The 18464-nt window shown below is 32.4% G+C and carries 17 protein-coding genes; 13 read left to right on the forward strand and 4 right to left on the reverse strand.

Annotated elements, in window-relative coordinates; all coding sequences use genetic code 11:
• Nucleotides 1-43: 43 nt before the first annotated feature.
• The 3 genes from ccsA to VDP25_RS15560 all read right to left on the reverse strand — a co-directional run bounded on the left by ccsA (nt 44) and on the right by VDP25_RS15560 (nt 4291).
• Nucleotides 44-3295, reverse strand: a complete 3252-nt coding sequence (ccsA, locus tag VDP25_RS15550; protein WP_334471300.1) for a cytochrome c biogenesis protein CcsA — start codon at nt 3293-3295, stop codon at nt 44-46.
• A gap of 102 nt (nt 3296-3397) precedes the next feature.
• Nucleotides 3398-3847 (reverse strand): large conductance mechanosensitive channel protein MscL, encoded by a 450-nt coding sequence (gene mscL / locus VDP25_RS15555; RefSeq protein WP_334471302.1) that lies wholly within the window; start codon nt 3845-3847, stop codon nt 3398-3400.
• Between the two features lie 54 nt (nt 3848-3901).
• The gene (locus VDP25_RS15560) at nt 3902-4291 is read right to left on the reverse strand and encodes a group III truncated hemoglobin (RefSeq protein WP_334471304.1); all 390 of its coding nucleotides are present in this window, start codon (nt 4289-4291) and stop codon (nt 3902-3904) included.
• Nucleotides 4292-4406: 115 nt separating this feature from the next.
• Between VDP25_RS15560 and VDP25_RS15565 the strand changes: the two genes are divergently transcribed.
• The 11 genes from VDP25_RS15565 (at nt 4407) to VDP25_RS15615 (ending at nt 16268) form a co-directional block, all read left to right on the forward strand.
• The gene (locus VDP25_RS15565) at nt 4407-5189 is read left to right on the forward strand and encodes a Rossmann-like and DUF2520 domain-containing protein (protein WP_215925188.1); all 783 of its coding nucleotides are present in this window, start codon (nt 4407-4409) and stop codon (nt 5187-5189) included.
• A gap of 8 nt (nt 5190-5197) precedes the next feature.
• Nucleotides 5198-5731 carry a KdsC family phosphatase gene (locus VDP25_RS15570; protein WP_215925189.1) on the forward strand — a complete coding sequence of 178 codons (534 nt, stop codon included), beginning with the start codon at nt 5198-5200 and terminating at the stop codon, nt 5729-5731.
• A gap of 7 nt (nt 5732-5738) precedes the next feature.
• Entirely contained in the window at nt 5739-6050 is a 312-nt protein-coding gene (locus tag VDP25_RS15575; RefSeq protein ID WP_334471307.1) for a hypothetical protein, read from the forward strand.
• 8 nt (nt 6051-6058) lie between these two features.
• The gene (locus VDP25_RS15580) at nt 6059-6985 is read left to right on the forward strand and encodes a geranylgeranylglycerol-phosphate geranylgeranyltransferase (RefSeq protein WP_215925191.1); all 927 of its coding nucleotides are present in this window, start codon (nt 6059-6061) and stop codon (nt 6983-6985) included.
• Between the two features lie 64 nt (nt 6986-7049).
• Complete coding sequence (locus VDP25_RS15585) at nt 7050-7643, forward strand: Maf-like protein (protein WP_334471310.1); 594 nt, start codon at nt 7050-7052, stop codon at nt 7641-7643.
• Nucleotides 7644-7716: 73 nt separating this feature from the next.
• Nucleotides 7717-8658 carry a septum formation inhibitor Maf gene (locus tag VDP25_RS15590; RefSeq protein WP_418639566.1) on the forward strand — a complete coding sequence of 314 codons (942 nt, stop codon included), beginning with the start codon at nt 7717-7719 and terminating at the stop codon, nt 8656-8658.
• A gap of 46 nt (nt 8659-8704) precedes the next feature.
• On the forward strand, nt 8705-9238 hold the full coding sequence (locus tag VDP25_RS15595; RefSeq protein WP_334471314.1) for a mechanosensitive ion channel domain-containing protein: 534 nt from the start codon (nt 8705-8707) through the stop codon (nt 9236-9238).
• Between the two features lie 3 nt (nt 9239-9241).
• Nucleotides 9242-10321 carry a magnesium/cobalt transporter CorA gene (corA, locus tag VDP25_RS15600; RefSeq protein WP_334471316.1) on the forward strand — a complete coding sequence of 360 codons (1080 nt, stop codon included), beginning with the start codon at nt 9242-9244 and terminating at the stop codon, nt 10319-10321.
• A 57-nt stretch (nt 10322-10378) separates the two neighbouring features.
• The gene (locus VDP25_RS15605; protein ID WP_334471318.1) at nt 10379-11602 is read left to right on the forward strand and encodes a DUF4272 domain-containing protein; all 1224 of its coding nucleotides are present in this window, start codon (nt 10379-10381) and stop codon (nt 11600-11602) included.
• 151 nt (nt 11603-11753) lie between these two features.
• A complete protein-coding gene (locus VDP25_RS15610; RefSeq protein ID WP_334471320.1) occupies nt 11754-14273 on the forward strand; it encodes a PIG-L family deacetylase in 2520 nt (839 codons plus the stop codon).
• 186 nt (nt 14274-14459) lie between these two features.
• The gene (locus tag VDP25_RS15615) at nt 14460-16268 is read left to right on the forward strand and encodes a sodium:solute symporter (RefSeq protein ID WP_334471323.1); all 1809 of its coding nucleotides are present in this window, start codon (nt 14460-14462) and stop codon (nt 16266-16268) included.
• Nucleotides 16269-16604: 336 nt separating this feature from the next.
• Here the strand turns inward: VDP25_RS15615 and VDP25_RS15620 are convergent, their stop codons facing one another.
• Nucleotides 16605-17450, reverse strand: coding sequence for a DUF2911 domain-containing protein (locus tag VDP25_RS15620; protein WP_334471324.1), 846 nt, complete (start codon nt 17448-17450; stop codon nt 16605-16607).
• Between the two features lie 180 nt (nt 17451-17630).
• Between VDP25_RS15620 and VDP25_RS15625 the strand changes: the two genes are divergently transcribed.
• Nucleotides 17631-17963, forward strand: a complete 333-nt coding sequence (locus tag VDP25_RS15625; protein WP_334471326.1) for an ArsR/SmtB family transcription factor — start codon at nt 17631-17633, stop codon at nt 17961-17963.
• 15 nt (nt 17964-17978) lie between these two features.
• Nucleotides 17979-18449: a DUF6428 family protein gene (locus VDP25_RS15630; protein WP_334471328.1), complete on the forward strand. Its 471-nt coding sequence runs from the start codon at nt 17979-17981 to the stop codon at nt 18447-18449.
• Nucleotides 18450-18464 lie beyond the last annotated feature (15 nt).

The raw sequence follows: 18464 nt of genomic DNA on the forward strand, positions 1-18464 counted from the left end.
TCTATCAACCAATTTTAAAAAAGTATTCTAAAGTCTTTACGTATTATTTGTAATGTCTTTTATATTTCCTGTAAGACAAGAATCCTAATATCGCTATAATACCAATAGTTATGGCAATAAACTGAAAACTTAATATTTGGTCTCCACTAGCATAAGAATGCAATCCTGACAGGTAGAAATTAACACCAAAATAAGTCATAAGAATACTACCAAAAGCGATAATAGACATAAGATTATAGATCCATCGACCTCGTAATCCTGGAACTAATCGCATGTGAATAACAAAGGCATAAATCATAATACTAATAAGTGCCCAAGTTTCTTTTGGATCCCAACCCCAATAACGTCCCCAACTTTCATTGGCCCACATTCCGCCAAGGAAATTTCCAATAGTTAACAATACTAAACCAACCGTTAATGCCATTTCGTTGATTATGGCTAACTCTTTAATATTAATGAGCATTCTATCCTTATTCGCTTTGTTGGTAAAAATCATTAAGACTAATGAAACCACACCTAAAATCATTCCTAAGGTAAACGGTCCGTAACTTGCAACGATTACAGAAACATGTATCATTAACCAATATCCTTGTAATACAGGTTGAAGATTTGCAATAGCTGGATCCATCCAATTCCAATGTGCAATCATTAATATCATAGATGTTACAAAAGCTCCAGCTGCAACAGTTAAACTAGATGTCGTAAATTTTCCTAAAATTGACTTAGAGGTTCCTATACTATCTTTTTTCTTAGTAACACCTACAATAAATCCAAACAACATGGTAGACCAAGCGACATAAATCATGGACTCATAAGCATCACTCCAAGGTGCATGACCTGACAAATACCATCTCCATATTAAACCTAAAGTATGCATCACAAACAACAATGCTATAACACCTAGCAATACATTTATTGCAACCTTAAGGCCTTTACTTTGGTACTTAAAAATCTGAATAATAATTAAAACAAATAATAATGTACCAGCATACATGTACCAACTAAAGAGTTGTCTAAATACATCGTAATCGTTATACAGAATTTCGGAATTAATTTTCTCGTCAGATAACATGACTTCACTTCCAAAACGCTGTTGTGTTTTTTTAATGCCTTCTAGTAATTCTTCTGCTTTAGAATAATCTCCAGTTTGTTTGGCATTATTTAAAGTGACTAAATACGCACTAAAGCCATTATTTATAAAATTACCGTAAAGCGTATCTTCAATTTTTTCTCTATAGTTTTGCTCTCTAAACTCTAAAGAAGAAATCCATTTATTATTATCATCATTAGGAACAGGAAATATTTTAATAGACCTTCCTTCTATAGCATTATATAATAAATTAACCCTAGAATCTGCCTCTTTTACTTCTTTTTGAAAGCCATTAGGCACTTGTGTTTTGTAAGCTTCTTCTAAATAAGGTGCTAGTTTATACCTACCTTCTGGCGTAAAATAATCTACTAATCTCGAATATTCTTCACCATAATCAATACCTATTATTGACCGTATTGAATCTGCTTTTCTTGGTTTTAAATAAATGATTGGCACATTGTACCAAAGCATAGGACTTTCTTGAATAGATAAAAAGACTTGGTCTGCATCAAATTCTTCATAAACATCACTTTTACTTAATTTACGAAGCATCTCTGAAGCATAGGTATGCATTGGCATCATACGACCACTATAATCCTGAACGACCATTTTAGAAAACTTCGCGGCATGTTCTTTGGGTGTAATATGCACTCTAAGTATTGAGTCTATCTGTGCTTTATCTGTTTTCTTTTGGTGGTTATGACCATCATCTTCTGAATGCACTTGAGCAAAACCAGAGAAACTAATTAAAAGCAAAATCATGGTCATCATTTTTGCTTTCTTCTCTTTTAATTTAGCTAGTCTTTTTCGGATATCATCAAAACGCGTGTTCTTTACAAATAAAATAGCCATCATTGATAAATACAGTAATATATAACCTGCATAAGTAATGTATGTTCCCCAAAAATCATGATTTACAGAAAGGACTGTTCCTTTTTCATCGGGATGAAAACTCGCCTGAAAAAAACGATAACCTTTATGATCCAAAACATGATTCATGTATATATGGTAATCAAAATCTCCGTCTTCTTTATCAAACACAGTTATTTTACTTTCGTAAGAAGAATAGGCTTTTTCCGTACCTGGATATTTTTCAGCAATAAAATCATTAAGTTTAATTTCGAATGGTAGTTTTAACAACTTAGGGCCATATTGTAATGCTATTTCTAAACCACCTACTTTAAATTCTTTCAAAGCGGTATAATTACCAGGACCACCTAAAATACCTACTTTTTTTGTATCACCATTTGCAGTTACACTTAAGACTAGGCCATCTGGATCTGCATTACTTTTTAGAAGCTCCGGCTTTTTTACAACTCCAAAATCACCTTTTACAATAGGTTTTGGCAATACAAACTGCATGTTACCAATAATATATCTAGACCTTAGGATTAAAGGCTGTAAACTATCTTTAATTAACTTACCTGTAGCACGAGTTGCCATAGTCATGTATTCTCCATCATAAGGAGAGTTAATAAAAAGCCCATCTTCCGTTTCAGTAATATTAATAGCTCCTTCTTGAAACTTATTTAAAGACACTAAAACATTGTGAAGATTAGCTACTGTACCATCCTCTAAAAAGTGATTATGGGCTCCGCTATCGCCTGCCTCTACAACTTTTAAATAGCGCTTTCCAGTTTCATTAGGAATGATATCTTCCTCTGCACCATGAATAAATTCCTCGAGTTTAACAGTTACTTCGGTATCACCATAATCAAAGGTTTTTTCAAAATCATTATCTAATCGTGGAGAAAAATCGACTTCTTCTTCTATTCTTCGTTGTTGTAATTGGCCATTAATTTTATAATCACCAATAATTCGTCCTCCTATATATGTTTTTTGAGAGAAAAACTCACTTTCTGTTTCGCCTTCTCTTATAGGCATCATACCTTCAAACCCTATATAACGTGTCACAAAAGCACCGAACAAGATAAGTATGAAGGATAAGTGCAAAATTAAAGTGGCCCACTTTTCTTTTTTATGCAAACGGAATCTAAAAATATTACCTATAAAATTAATTACAAAAAACACCATTATGGCTTCAAACCACCATGCATTATATATTAGCGTTCTTGTGTATGGTGTTGGCGATGTATCCATGTTTCTATCTAGAATAGTACCAACTGCCATTGCAACAGCAAAGGCAATAAATAAAAACGCAGTAAGTTTAGTGGAGAATAGGAAATTAGCGATCTTCTTTTGCATAACTATAGGCTTTTTTAAGCTCGCGCAAAGATAGGATATTTTAGTGATTTGGAAATGAGATTAAAATACTAAAACATGTTAAATTTATACATATTTACAAACCTAATTCCTTGTGTTAGATTTAAGCATTCTATTTTGCTCTTCCATTAATTCTTTTAAATCTGACAAGAGCTGAATATCCTTTGGTGTCACCACTGTTTTATCTTTAGCATCATGGGCTTTATTTCTAAGTCTATTCATAAACTTTACAATTATAAAAACCGTAAATCCAATGATTAAGAAATCTAAAAACACTTCAGATAATTTTCCATAAGCTATAGCAACTTCACTAGTAATAATCTCGCCAGAAGCACTATTTATAGCCTCTCGTAACACTAATTTTTTATCACCAAAATTAACTCCGTCTGTCAATAAGGATAAAGGTGGTAAAATAACCTGCTTTGCTAAAACATCTATAACTTTATTAAAGGCCGCACCAATGATGATACCTATTGCCATATCCATCATATTGCCTTTAACTGCAAATTCCTTAAATTCTCTAATCAGTTTCATCTGTGTTTTGTTTTAGATTTTAAAACACAAATTTATGAAGATGCCTATAAAAAATTAGGCCTTTCTTGCTGCAAAAATATTCATATACATAAAGGTGCCCATTTTACGTGCTCTACGCTTAGCATTTTCGGCATAGTCACCTTCAAATAACTCATCTATAGTTTCAAACCAAAGATTTAACCATAAGCCAAAGTGCAACTCGGTAATACTATGATTAAATGCAGCATCAACTTTAACATGTGCTTCTAATGGATTACCATAATATTTAGTTTTTAGGAATAAACTCGATTCCCAAAATGTGGTTAAATGTTCTAAATGTTCGTCCCAATTTTTAATAGTTTCATTGAAAAATGGTCCTAATTTTTCATCTTTTCTTACCTTTTCGTAAAATTTTGATACCAATAGAAAAACATCTTCTCTATTTTTTATGTCTGATTTACCCATAGAAATTAACATTTACAATCTACTAAATAGACTCATTCTTTTAATGTTACCCAAAGTTATTCTTTTAATCCCATTCTAGTGATTCTAAAATAAGAAATCTTAGTATTTTTACAGCATGATATCAGTTGTATTACTAGGTGCTGGCAACGTAGCCACACATTTATATAAAGCCTTTTTAAAATCTGAAACCGTTTCAGTTGTCCAATGGTATAACCGTACGCGAGCATCAATTTCGTCTTACGCTAATGATGTTGATATTACAGACTCGCTAGACGAATTAAAGGAAGCCGACATTTACATTATTGCTGTTAGCGATGATAGCATTTCACAATTGTCTTCTGATTTACCATTTTCTAATCGTATGGTGGTTCATACCTCAGGAAGTGTTGCCATGCACGATTTAGATAAAAAGAATAAGATTGGTGTTTTTTACCCTTTACAAACTTTTTCTAAAACGGCTGAAATAGAATTTTCGGAAGTTCCTATTTGTGTAGAAGTTTACGAAAAGGAAAACCTTACACTATTAAAAGATTTAGCCAAAGCAGTAGGTTGCAAACCTCATAAGATTACAACCGAACAGCGACAAACACTTCATTTGGCAGCTGTTTTTGTTAATAATTTCACCAACCAACTCTACAGAATTGGTCATGAAATCTGCGAAACTAAAAATATAGAATTTAAAATACTGCACCCTTTAATTGAAGAAACGGCAAAGAAAATTCAACAAATGTCTCCCTATATGGCACAGACAGGACCTGCCAAACGAAATGATAAAAAAACAATAAAGCGGCAACTAAAACTGATTGAAAAAGAAGAACACGAAGCCATTTATAAATTACTGACAGCCTCTATAAAAAAGACACATAATCTAACCTCTAGACCAGTAACAAAAAAATAGATAAACCAATGAACGACGATAAAAGTTACAAAGAATATTTAGCAGACATTACCACCTTTATTTTTGATGTTGATGGTGTCCTAACCGATGGCACAATCACAGTAACCACAGAAGGCGAAATGTTAAGAACTATGAATATTAAAGACGGGTTTGCACTAAAAACAGCAATTGATGCCCAATTTAATCTTTGTATTATTTCTGGAGGCTCTAACGAAGGTGTAAGAAAACGTTTGGCTGGATTAGGTATTAAAGACATCTTTTTGGGAGCTCATAATAAAATTGAACAACTCTATTCGTATTTAGATCAACACAATATTTCAAAATCACAAGTGTTGTATATGGGAGACGATATTCCAGATTATCCCGTAATGAAACTAGTTGGTTTGCCGTGTTGTCCGCAAGATGCTGTTCCAGAAATTAAAGCCATTTCAAAATATATTTCACATAAAAATGGAGGAAAAGGTGCTGTAAGAGATGTGATTGAGCAAGTCCTAAAAGTACAAGGCAAATGGAATGGAAATTTTAATGCAAAATATGACTAAAGCATAGATGTCAAGCAGAAGAAGACATAGCACAGGGTTTGGATATATTGGCTTTGGAAATAGTCAGGCTACATTTAACCAAAGGTCGTCAAAGCCTTTTTCTAAATATAAGGATAAGCTAGATCTTGAAGCACATCTACATTACAAAATGCATTTTTTGCATAAAGATTTAACAAGAGAAGACAAACAAAAAATTAAAGATAAAATACGACAACAAGAACGTAAACTCTTAAAAAGAACAGTAATTATTAGCACTATTCTTTTTATTATCATTGCGATTACCACATTTTATTTAATCACTAAAATTTTATCCCACTAAGCTTTCAAATGATTCACTTTTTAAATTTAATCCGTTGGAAAAATTTACTAATGATTGCTCTAATGCAATATTTAGTAAAATATGCCCTTTTATTACCATTTCACGAAAGTCATAGCGTATTAACCACCTTAAACGATTTTAACTTTTTCCTTCTAGTATTAGCTACACTTTGTATTGCTGCTGGAGGCTACGTTATTAATGATATTTATGATGTTGAAACTGACAAAATAAACAAACCCAACCAAGTTATTATCCATAAGCATATTTCCGAAAAAAATGCATATACTTTATTTATCATACTTAATATATTAGGTGTTGGCTTAGGGTTTTATATTACTAACGAGATTAATAAATCCGGTTTTTTTGCTATCTTTTTTATAGCTTCTGCATTGCTTTATATTTATTCGACTTCTCTAAAACAAATAGCCTTAGTTGGTAATATTGTCGTGTCTATTGTGGTGGCATTAAGTATTTTATTGGTGGGTATTATTGAGTTAATCCCTGCAATAAATATAAATAACAAAGCTGTCCAATTAACATTCATTAATATTATTAGAGATTACGCCATTTTTGCTTTTATGATTAATCTTATCAGAGAATTAGTAAAAGACATTGAAGATATTGATGGCGACTATAAAGCAGGAATTCAAACGCTACCTATTATTTTAGGAAGAGAACGTGCTAATAAAATTGCATTTTTTCTGTCTCTTATTCCTATATGCGCTATAACTTACTACGTAATTACCTACTTATTTAAGCAACAACTTGTCGTTGGCTATTTTTTAATATTAGTTATAGCTCCGCTAATTTATGTGAGTATAAAATTATTTAGTGCCCAAAAGAAAGCACAATACAAACACATTAGTTTAGTTTTAAAATTAGTAATGCTCACAGGTATGTTGTCTTTATTGCTATATAATTTTATATTAAAATAACCCTTATTTTATCTTTATATAAAACTTCTTTTTTCGTAACTATTTTAATATAAAACCATCGCTAATGCTTAATGACAAACTCAAAGATTTCAATATCATTCTTGCTTCTGCTTCGCCGCGTCGTCATGCTTTTTTAAAAGCAATGCATCTTGACTTTGACATTCAGTTAAAACCTGTTGAAGAAATTTATCCTGAAGACTTAAAACGTGAAGAAATCACTGATTATTTAGCAAAATTAAAAGCGACACCTTTTACAGAAAATATTCAGCATAAAGACATTCTTATTACAAGCGATACAATTGTTTGGCTAGACCATAAAGCCATTGGCAAACCTAAAGATGAAGACGATGCTTTTTCTATGATAAAATCGTTGAGTAACAAAACACATGAAGTTGTTACTTCTATCTGTTTTACATTAAAAACAGAGCAACACCTTGTTAATACAACAACAAAAGTAACTTTTAAGGCTTTAACAGATGAAGAAATTTGGTACTATGTTAAAACCTATAAACCACTAGATAAAGCTGGTGCTTATGGTATACAAGAATGGATTGGAGCAATAGGTATTACAAGTATTGAAGGTTCTTATAACAACGTTGTTGGTTTGCCAACACATTTACTTTACGAAACGTTAAATACCATTGTCAAAGGTTTTTAGAGTCTTATCTTTATTATACTTTGAAATTATGAGGCAAAATGTCTTAGTTTCAGAATCTAAAAACATTCAAGTCATGGAGAAACATATAAAACGTAACTTTTTTTACCTTTTAATTCTAGGAGTAACATCTATTATTACATCTTGTACAGAAAACAAGACCAAAACATTAGAAACAGCTACGGTTTCAGAACCTAAAACAGAAGAGGTAGCACCAGCACCTAAATTATCAGAAGAGTTTAAAGCGTATTGGTATGATGGTGAAGCCGAAATAACATCCTACAAATTAGAACAAGCTCGCTATGGCGAATTACGAGAAGGCACAGCTGTTTTAGTTTATGTCACAGAAGATTTTCTACCCAATGTACAAGTCAAAGCAGACAACTATAATGAAACTAATATTCCTGTTTTAAAATTAAATGCGACTAAAAATTTTAATACGGGCATATATCCATACTCTATAATGCAGAGTACGTTTTATCCCGTTACAAATAATCAACATGCCTTAAAAATCTCTGCTTCTATACAAGAATGGTGTGGACATGTTTATATGCAATTAAATAATCGCAATACTTTTGAAGTACAATCACATTCATATTTCCAAGGGGAAGCTGACGAAAACTTTAAGCTAGATAAAACATGGACCGAAAATGAATTATGGACTAAATTAAGAATAGATCCCAAAAGTCTTCCTGTAGGGCAATTAGACCTAATTCCGGCATTAGAATCTACAAGACTTAATCACGAAGCCTTAGAACCTCAAAAAGCTTTTACCAAATTAGAAAATAATAGTTACACCATTTCGTATCCTGAGGCAAACCGAACTTTAAAAATAAATTTCAATCCTAATTTTCCTTTCGATATTTTAGGTTGGGAAGAAACCACAACTAACGGAATAGGTACTTCTAGCGCAACCTTAACTACAAAAGCTACAAAATTAGAAACCTTAAAATCTGACTATTGGAATAAAAAAAGCAATGCAGATTTAAACCTTAGAGAAACTTTAAAATTACAATAGACTTTATAGTTTCTGAATTATATTTGTGTAGCAAAATAAGCCTTACATGAGTTCAATATTTTCCAACTATCAAGACAAATTTATTTATACGATTATATTATTAATCGTATTATTTATAATTAGGACAATTATTGTAATTACTGTAAAAAAAATAGGCGAAAAAAGCGGTACTACAGAAGCACGAGCAACATTAATTGGTAGATATGTAACTGTCGTTTTTGTTCTTATAGCTATTTTAATAGAAGCCTTTATTCTTGGTGCAGAAACACGAGATATTACACTTGTATTTTCTTCTGTATTTGCCGTTATTGGTGTGGCCTTATTTGCTATTTGGTCTATTTTAAGTAACATCACTTCTGGTGTAATTATGTTTTTTTCTTTCCCATATAAAGTTGGTGATAAAATAAAAATTCATGATAAAGACTATCCGCTAGAGGCTATTATTGAAGATATTAGAGCGTTTCAAATTCATCTTAGAGAGGATAATGGAGATTTAGTAACCTATCCAAACAATCTCATTCTTCAAAAAGCTGTAACTTTATTGCAAAAGGATGCTTTAGACGACAGTAGTATTTTATAACTTATGAAGAATAAACCAATAAAAAAACGCACACATAATTATAAAAAACATATTGGAAAAGCTCCGGGCACTTTAGTTTATACTGGTGTAAAAACCGAAAAACTACTTCATATTGAATCCTTTGATTACACCAAAGAAACATTAAATGAAAGCATCCTCACCAATATTGAAGATGCCAAAATACACAAAAGCACAGATTCTGTTACTTGGATAAATATTGATGGGTTAAACTCCATTAATGAGATTGAAAACATAGGTAAACAGTACGAATTACACCCTCTTGTTCTCGAAGATATCGTAAATACCACACAACGTCCTAAAATTGATGAGTATGACGACTATCTATTTATTGTACTTAAAATGCTGTATTATGACAACGATGAAAACATTGTTATAGAACAAGTGAGCTTCGTTTTAGGAAAAAACTACGTCCTTTCTTTTCAAGAAGCAGAAGGCGATGTCTTTGATACAGTAAGAGAACGCCTGCGCCATGGTAATGGTAGAATACGCGGTCTAAAATCAGACTATTTATTGTATGCCTTAATTGATGCTGTTGTAGATCATTATTTTAGTATTATTGAAACCTTAGGCAATAAAATTGAAGATTTAGAAAACGATTTGTTTGCCGGAAACACAAGAGAAAACATCAATATTGAAGTACAACAATTAAAGCGAGAAATATTAAAAGTACGTCGTGCTATTTTTCCGCTACGTGAAATTATTAATCGTATTGAAAAAGGCGAACACCCTTTAATCTACAAACGCACTATTACCTATTACAGAGATATTTATGACCATTTAATTCAAGTGTCTGAAAACATAGATATCTACCGTGAAATGATTTGGAGTTTAATGGACATGTATATGACAACCATTAGCAATCGAATGAACGAAGTAATGAAAGTACTCACCATAATGTCTTCCATTTTTATCCCATTAACCTTTCTTGCAGGCATATATGGAATGAACTTTGAATACATTCCTGAACTAAAATATAAAAACGGTTATTTTATACTTCTAGGTGTAATGTTTGTTCTGTTTATTGGATTGCTCTTTTATTTTAAACGTAAAAAATGGCTCTAGAAGCTTTACAAAATCAAATTTCCCTTTATTTAAACGCATCTTTAAAAATTAAATAGAATGATCTGCACATTATACGCACACCAATTAGGCTTCGATAAAATCATAACTATTTTAAAAACTAATATTCCTAAAGGACAAATCACCTTTTCAGAATTAGATGGCTTTAAAATCGCAGAAATACAAACAAAAGGAGGCCTGTTCTCTTCAGACCACATTGTAAAAATTTCATACAGAGAACGGCTTCAACCTGATTATCAAATCAGCGATACAGAACACTGCCCGCTTAACGAGAATTTAAAAGGACTTTATGGCTTTGCGTCTTCCCTTCCTACAACCAATGAAAATATTAAAAGTTTATTTTTAAGAAAAATCCAAACCCTTAATTCTGAGTTTTCAATTTTTCAAGAAAAAGGTAAAACCAAAAACCTTAAAGACATCATTAGTCAATTAGCAGATGAATTTGACGCGATTGTTTTCGCTCAACCGCAAACCATAATTTCTAAAGCAGATGGACAACACTTTTTAGACAAACACCTAAACTTAATTATTGATTTAAACGGACATTGTGAAATAACAGAGCTTAAAGTTGCCATAGATTCTAAATATTATGATGGTGAAATAGAAGAAATCACAGAAGACCAAAAATCTCGAAAAGAAGAAAGTGAACTCATCCTAAAAAATCACCACATAAAAATTAACGCCAACCTTCCTTTTATAGAAAGTGAAAATGCAACCACCATAAGAACGGCAAAAGAAATAGCACAAAGAGTAACCATTTTAACCATTACCAATTTGGTTGCTTTTAATAATATTTCAGGTGAAGACGCACTAAAAATGATTACTGATTTTGATTTACTAGATATAGTAACTCCTGATGAAAAATCATTTCTAGAGAATCCTACTGACCAAAAGAAAAACCAAGAAACATGGAAATGTGAGTGCATTTGGACCTTAATGTGGGCATTAAAAATTGTAGACGATCTTGGTTTCCCAAATCAGATGGCCGATTTAAACAATATTCCATTCGAAAACTACCCAATTGGTCCAGATAAAAATCCAAACGACTTTATTAATGCACAAACAGAGGTTAGAAGTAAAACCGAAATACTAAACGCTAATGACCTCTACTACAGAATGGATTGGGCTTGTGTAGATGCTAGAATAAACGGTAAAGAAATTACAGAAATTCATAACGGAATTGTCTATGAAAGACATTATGCGCTCAATTGGCTCATTAACTACATGAGTTCTGATTGGGATGATGTAACATGTGACACCTAAAAATTAAAGTCTATAGGAGTCATTATTGAGACATTTGTCACCGTTTCTATCTAAAGCGTTAGTATCTTAATCGCAACGTTAAAAAAATCTAAAACAAAGTTCAGAACCTACTAACTTTTCTATATTTGAAACGAAACTAACTAATAACCTCATGTACCAACTTAGACTTTGTCTATTGCTTTTTATAAGCTCCATCGTTTCATTACAAGCGCAACAACCTAAAAAATACAATTCTTCAGAAATTTACGAAGCGGTTCAAAAGCTCAACGTTCTAGGATCCGTCTTGTATATCGCAGCACATCCTGATGATGAAAACACGCGTTTAATTTCTTATATGTCTAATGAAGTTAAAGCACGTACAGCTTATTTATCGTTAACTCGAGGAGATGGAGGACAGAACCTTATTGGTCCAGAAATCCGAGAACTTTTAGGCGTTATTAGAACCCAAGAATTGTTAGCCGCAAGACGTGTTGATGGTGGTGAGCAACGTTTTACCAGAGCCAATGATTTTGGATATTCTAAACATCCAGACGAAACTTTAGAAATCTGGAATAAAGATGATGTATTATCAGACGTTGTTTGGGCTATTCGTGAATTTAAACCCGATATTATTATTAACCGTTTTGATCATAGAAGAGCTGGTCGTACGCATGGTCATCACACCGCTTCGGCCATGTTAAGTATGGAAGCTTTTGATTTAGCAAATGATGCTTCTAAATACACCTCACAATTAGAATTAACCCAAACGTGGCAACCTAAACGCTTATTTTACAATACCTCTTGGTGGAGATACGGAAGTCAAGAAGAATTTGACAAATTAGACAAAAGCAATATGATAAATTTTGACGTTGGTGTTTATTACCCAAGCAAAGGCATGTCTAATAACGAAGTGGCGGCTTTGGCAAGTAGTCAACATTTATGTCAAGGTTTTGGACGTTTGTCACAACGAGGCTCTCAACAAGAATATATTGAGTTTCTAAAAGGTGAACCACTTCAAAAAAATGAAGATATCTTCTCTGGAATAGATGTGTCTTGGAACAGAATTGAAGGCGGAAAGGCCATTGGAAACATTTTAAAGTTGGTAGAAACGCATTTTAACTTTAAAAACCCAGCATCACATTTACCACAACTTTTAGAAGCTTATAAATTGCTTCAAAATGTAAAAGACGAGCACTGGAAAACCGTTAAAACAAAAGAATTAAAAACAATTATCGAAGCTTGCTCTGGATTGTACCTGGAAGTTTCAGCTAAAACCCCAAATGCAGCACCAAATTCTAATGTAACGTTAGATATGGAAGTTTTAAACCGAAGCAATGCCAATATTAATTTGGTCTCTTATAGCCTTTCAACATTAGAAAGAGGCATTACTAAAAATATAACTTTGGCTTCAAACCAAAAGCTAAACTTTGAAGAAAGCATAACAATTTCAAACAATAAAAATTACACAACACCATATTGGCTAAACAAAAAAAGCTCCTTAGGCATGTATAACGTGGAAAACCAAAATTTAATCGGTTTACCAGAAACACCAAGAGCCGTTTTTGTTGATTTTAACTTAATGATTGAAGGCACACCTTTAAGCATTAGAAAACCTGTAATTTATCGTTATTCTAAACCAGATAAAGGCGAATTATATAGACCTTTCGAAATTATTCCAATAGTTTCAGCAAGTATAAGTGATAAGGTTTTCATCTTTGAAAACGACCAACAAAAAGAAATTGAAGTTACTGTTAAAGCTGGAAAGAATAATATTGAAGGTTATGTACAAATGGCATATCCTAAAGGTTGGAGTGTCTATCCAGAAAAGCAAAAAGTTGAAATCGCCAATAAAGATGATATTCAAAAAGTGGTATTTACAGTTATACCTCCAAAAAACCAAAGCGAAGGTTTAATTACACCAATGGTGAATATTGATGGTGAATTTTATACCGATGAACTCATAGAAATCGATTATGCTCACATACCATTTCAAACGGTTTTAATGCCAAGTGAAAGTAAAGTCGTAAGGTTAAACATTGAAACACGAGGTAAAAACATTGGGTATATTGAAGGCGCTGGAGATGTAGTCCCTGAAAGTTTAAGACAAATTGGTTATAATGTGACTATTATTGAACCAGAACAAATTTCACCAGAAAACTTAACTAATTTTGATGCTATTGTTGTTGGCATTAGAGCTTATAACATTGTTGAAGACTTAAAGTTTAAACAAAAATTCTTGTTAGAGTACGTAAAAGAAGGTGGTAATTTAATCATTCAATACAATACCAGTAGAGGTATTAAAATAGATAACTTAGCGCCTTATAACTTAAAATTGTCTAGAGACAGAGTTACGGATGAAAATGCTGCCATTCAAATCTTAGAACCAAATCATCCAATCTTAAACTTTCCAAATAAAATTACGAGTAAAGATTTTGAAGGTTGGGTACAAGAACGCGGCTTATATTTTCCTAATGAATGGTCTAAAGAATTCACACCATTACTGGCATCAAACGACAAAGGCGAAAGTTCAAAAAAGGGAGCACTATTGGTTGCTAAATACGGTAAAGGCAACTATATTTATACAGGTTTAAGTTTTTTTAGAGAATTTCCTGCTGGAGTGTCGGGTGCTTTCAGAATTTTTGCTAACTTACTATCCGCAGAAAAAGCCGATAAACCGTCATTTAAAAACTGATGATTTTTAGCTAATATTAGATAACAAACCCCTAACAACTAACTAAAAACTAAAAAGATGCGCAACCAAAACCAACCACAACCAAAGCAAAAATGGAGTAAAATGTATACTGCTGTTTTAATAGCAAATGCACTTTACATTGTCTTATTTTACTTTATTACCGCTTCATTCGCATAAAAACATATAATGCAGCAAACTTTAGATTGGATTGATTGGACGGTTTTAATAGCAACTTTAGCCACGATTGTTGGTTATGGAACTTGGAAAACTAGAGGTCGAAAAAATGCACAAGATTACATAAAAGGAGGTAATACTTCTAAATGGTGGACCATTGGTCTATCTGTAATGGCAACTCAAGCAAGTGCAATTACATTCCTTTCTACAACAGGTCAGGCATTTTCTGATGGCATGGGCTTTGTCCAGTTTTATTTCGGACTTCCAATTGCCATGGTTATAATTTGCTTGGTATTTATCCCTCTCTATCATCGACTTAAAGTTTACACAGCTTACGAGTTTTTAGAAAATCGATTCGACCTTAAAACCCGAAGTCTTACAGCCATTCTCTTTTTAATTCAACGAGGTCTTGCAGCAGGAATTACCATCTTTGCTCCTGCTATTATACTCTCTGTTGTCTTAGGTTGGAATATTATTACCCTTAACATCATTATTGGTGTTTTAGTTATTATTTATACTGTCTCTGGAGGAACAAAAGCCGTAACCGTAACACAAAAACAACAAATGTTTGTCATTTTTGCAGGAATGATAGCCGCTTTGTTTATCATCATTAATTTAATCCCAGAAGAAGTTTCGTTTATAGACGCCATTGATATTGCTGGCGCTACAGGAAAGATGAAAGTCTTAGATTTTTCATTCGATTTAGAAAATAGATATACCGTTTGGACTGGTTTAATTGGAGGTACATTTTTAATGCTCTCCTACTTTGGCACAGACCAAAGTCAAGTGCAACGTTATCTTTCTGGTAAATCTATGAAAGAAATGCAAATGGGCTTATTGTTTAATGGTATGCTAAAGGTACCAATGCAATTCTTTATACTACTTGTAGGTGTAATGGTATTTGTGTTTTATCAATTTAATCCTTCGCCCTTAAACTTTATAGACAAATCTGAACAGACTGTTTTAGTTTCTGAATTTGGTGACGATTACAGAAGGCTTCAAGATAAACAAGCCGCATTATTTACTGAAAAACAAAAAGTGAGTTTGGCATTATCTAAAAGCACTGATGACAGTTTAAAAAACGAACTATTTCAATTAGACAGTATTGAAAAAACCTACCGCTCTGAATCAAAGTTTTTAATAAAAAAAGCTATTGATTCTGATTATACCATAGCATACAATAAGCTTAAAAGTGAAGTTGACGCTTTAAAGTCTAACCCTAAAAGTGAAGCATATATCACAAAATCGGCTGCACTTACAGCACTATACAAAGATGCCGCTAAAGACACACAAACCAACGACAGAGATTACATGTTTATTAGGTTTATTTTAAATAACCTACCAACAGGTTTAATTGGTTTATTATTAGCTGTTATATTATCTGCAGCAATGTCTTCAACAGCTTCAGAAATTAACGCATTGGCAACCATTACGTCTATTGATTTATACGGCAGAAATCAAAAGGAAGACAAAAGTGAAGAACACATGGTAAAAATGACCAAATGGTTTACGTTTGGTTGGGGAATTGTAGCCATTATTATTGCTTGTTTTGCAGATCTTGCTGAGAATCTAATTCAACTTGTTAATATTATAGGTTCTATTTTCTACGGCAATGTTTTGGGTATCTTTTTACTCGCTTTCTTCTTTAAATATATAAAAGGGAATGCTGTATTTTTTGGTGCACTAATAACACAGGCTATTGTCGTTATTGGCTGGTGGCTAGATTGGATGCCTTACTTATGGCTGAATTTATTTGGTTGTATTGTTGTCATTACAATTGCCCATCTATTACAAATGCTATTACCAAAAAAAGCCGTATAATTAGTCCTATAAGCTATTACGTTTACATTTACATCTGACTTATCTACTGTTCTAAATTTTAATTCTTCACTATAGCGCCTTTATAAAACCTAGAAAAAGTTAAAACTTTTAGTCTATAGTTTTATGTTACGATAGTACTTTTATCTTTTAGGATGACAAGAATAAACCAAGGCTAAGTTTCCCTATTCTAAAGCAAGTTAAGAATGCCACAACACTTTTTTAATAATAGCCTTAGATCTTAACCAACATCAATTCAAACAAAAAAAACGCAACTTTTTGTTTACTATAAGTAATCCAAAAGCTGCGTTTGTTATTTTATGTCTGATAGCTAGTAAATTACTTAGCTCCCCATTCTTTTAAAGAATCTTTATTCATTTTTATATAATCAGCATTACCTGCTTTTTCTGCTTTAGCTAAAGATTCTTTAGCTGTTGAAATTGCTTTCTTTTTATCTCCAAGAGCAGCATACAATAATGATTGTTTTCTCAATTGGTAAAACTTAGGATCTTTAGTCATAGCCATCGCCTTATCCATCCATTCTTTAGCTTGTTCTAAATCTTTTCCTTCAGATAAGTTATAAACCGCTGCAGCATAATAATCGTTAGCTGATGGTCCTGCCATTGCTTTTTCAATAGAAGCCGCTACTGTCTTAGCAGTTGGAACTTCAAATTTTAAATTAGCCATAGTATTCTCCCAGATAAACCCTAATTCTGCAGAACCACTTTTTAAATTATCAAAAGTAATCGTAAATGTTTCAACTTTCATTGGTAACTGCATGGTTTCAATCTTCACTTTTGCAGCAACTTTTGCAGCATCAATAGTTTTTGGTGCTCCCCAATTGTTAGTGTCAGTATAGAAAATAACCTCCCAAGATTTTTCAGAAGGTGTAATAAAAATAGCGTAAGCACCAGCTTTTAAAGTGTTACCAGCAACAACTACGTCATCACTAAATGTAACCATTGTGTTTTTATTAGCTCCTGCTCTCCATAATTTACCATAAGGTACAAGGTCTCCAAAAATAGTTCTCCCATTCATGCTTGGACGAGAATATTCTAAAGTAACATCTGTTAAACCAACGACTTGTTCAACTTTTGTAAAAGGACTTGGTTGTGGTGTTTTAATTTGTGCATTTACCGAAAACATTAAAGTTAAAGCAAATGTAAATAGTACTAATTTCTTCATTTTTTATAGTGTTAAGTGTTTGTTTTTAACTGTTGTAAAATTACAACTTAAGCTATGCTATAAATGTTAAGGAATCCTTAAAATGAAAACTAACATTCTTAATAACGATTTCTTAACACGCAATATTTAGGATAATAACAGTATTAATCGTAATATTGCAATATAATAATATAAAGACTTATGGGTTTAACCAAATCAGAAATTTTCACTCCAGAACAAAATGAGCTCTCAAGTATCGCTAAAGCTTTTGGTCATCCGGCGAGAGTGGCTATTCTTCAGCATTTATTTAAAATAGATTCTTGTATTTGTGGGGATTTGGTTGATGAAATTGGTTTAGCACAACCTACCATTTCTCAGCATTTAAAAGAGTTAAAAAAAATAGGACTTATAAAAGGAAACATTACAGGCACCAGCATTTGTTACTGTATTGATAAAGATAATTGGTCACAGATGAAAACCGTACTTTCTGTATTCCTTAATCAAGATATAAATGAAAACAATAACTGTTGTTAAATATAATATTGCCTTATGAAATTATCAGAAATTAAATCAAAATTACAAACCTTAGACACTATAGCGTTTCAATTACCAAACGGCACTTTAGTACCAAATCACTTTCATGTAACAGAAGTCGGTAAAATATCGAAGCATTTTATTGATTGTGGCGGCACCGTAAGAACTGAAAACGTAGCCAACTTTCAGCTTTGGGAAGCAGACGATTACGACCATAGGTTACACCCTGAAAAACTACTAAGCATTATTGAACTTTCTGAAAAAGTCTTAAACATTGAAGACTTAGAAATTGAAGTCGAATACCAAGGTGACACGATTGGAAAATATGGTTTAGACTTTGATGGCACACATTTTTTATTGACGACAAAGTTGACAGATTGTTTAGCTAAAGACAAATGTGGTATTCCTGAAAAGAAACCAAAACTTAAACTATCAGAATTACAAAAAGAAGCTCCGTCTTGTGCGCCTGGTTCAGGATGTTGTTAATCGTTAATATTTCGT

The sequence above is a fragment of the Winogradskyella sp. ECml5-4 genome, assembly GCF_036903175.1.
Lineage (GTDB): Bacteria > Bacteroidota > Bacteroidia > Flavobacteriales > Flavobacteriaceae > Winogradskyella > Winogradskyella damuponensis.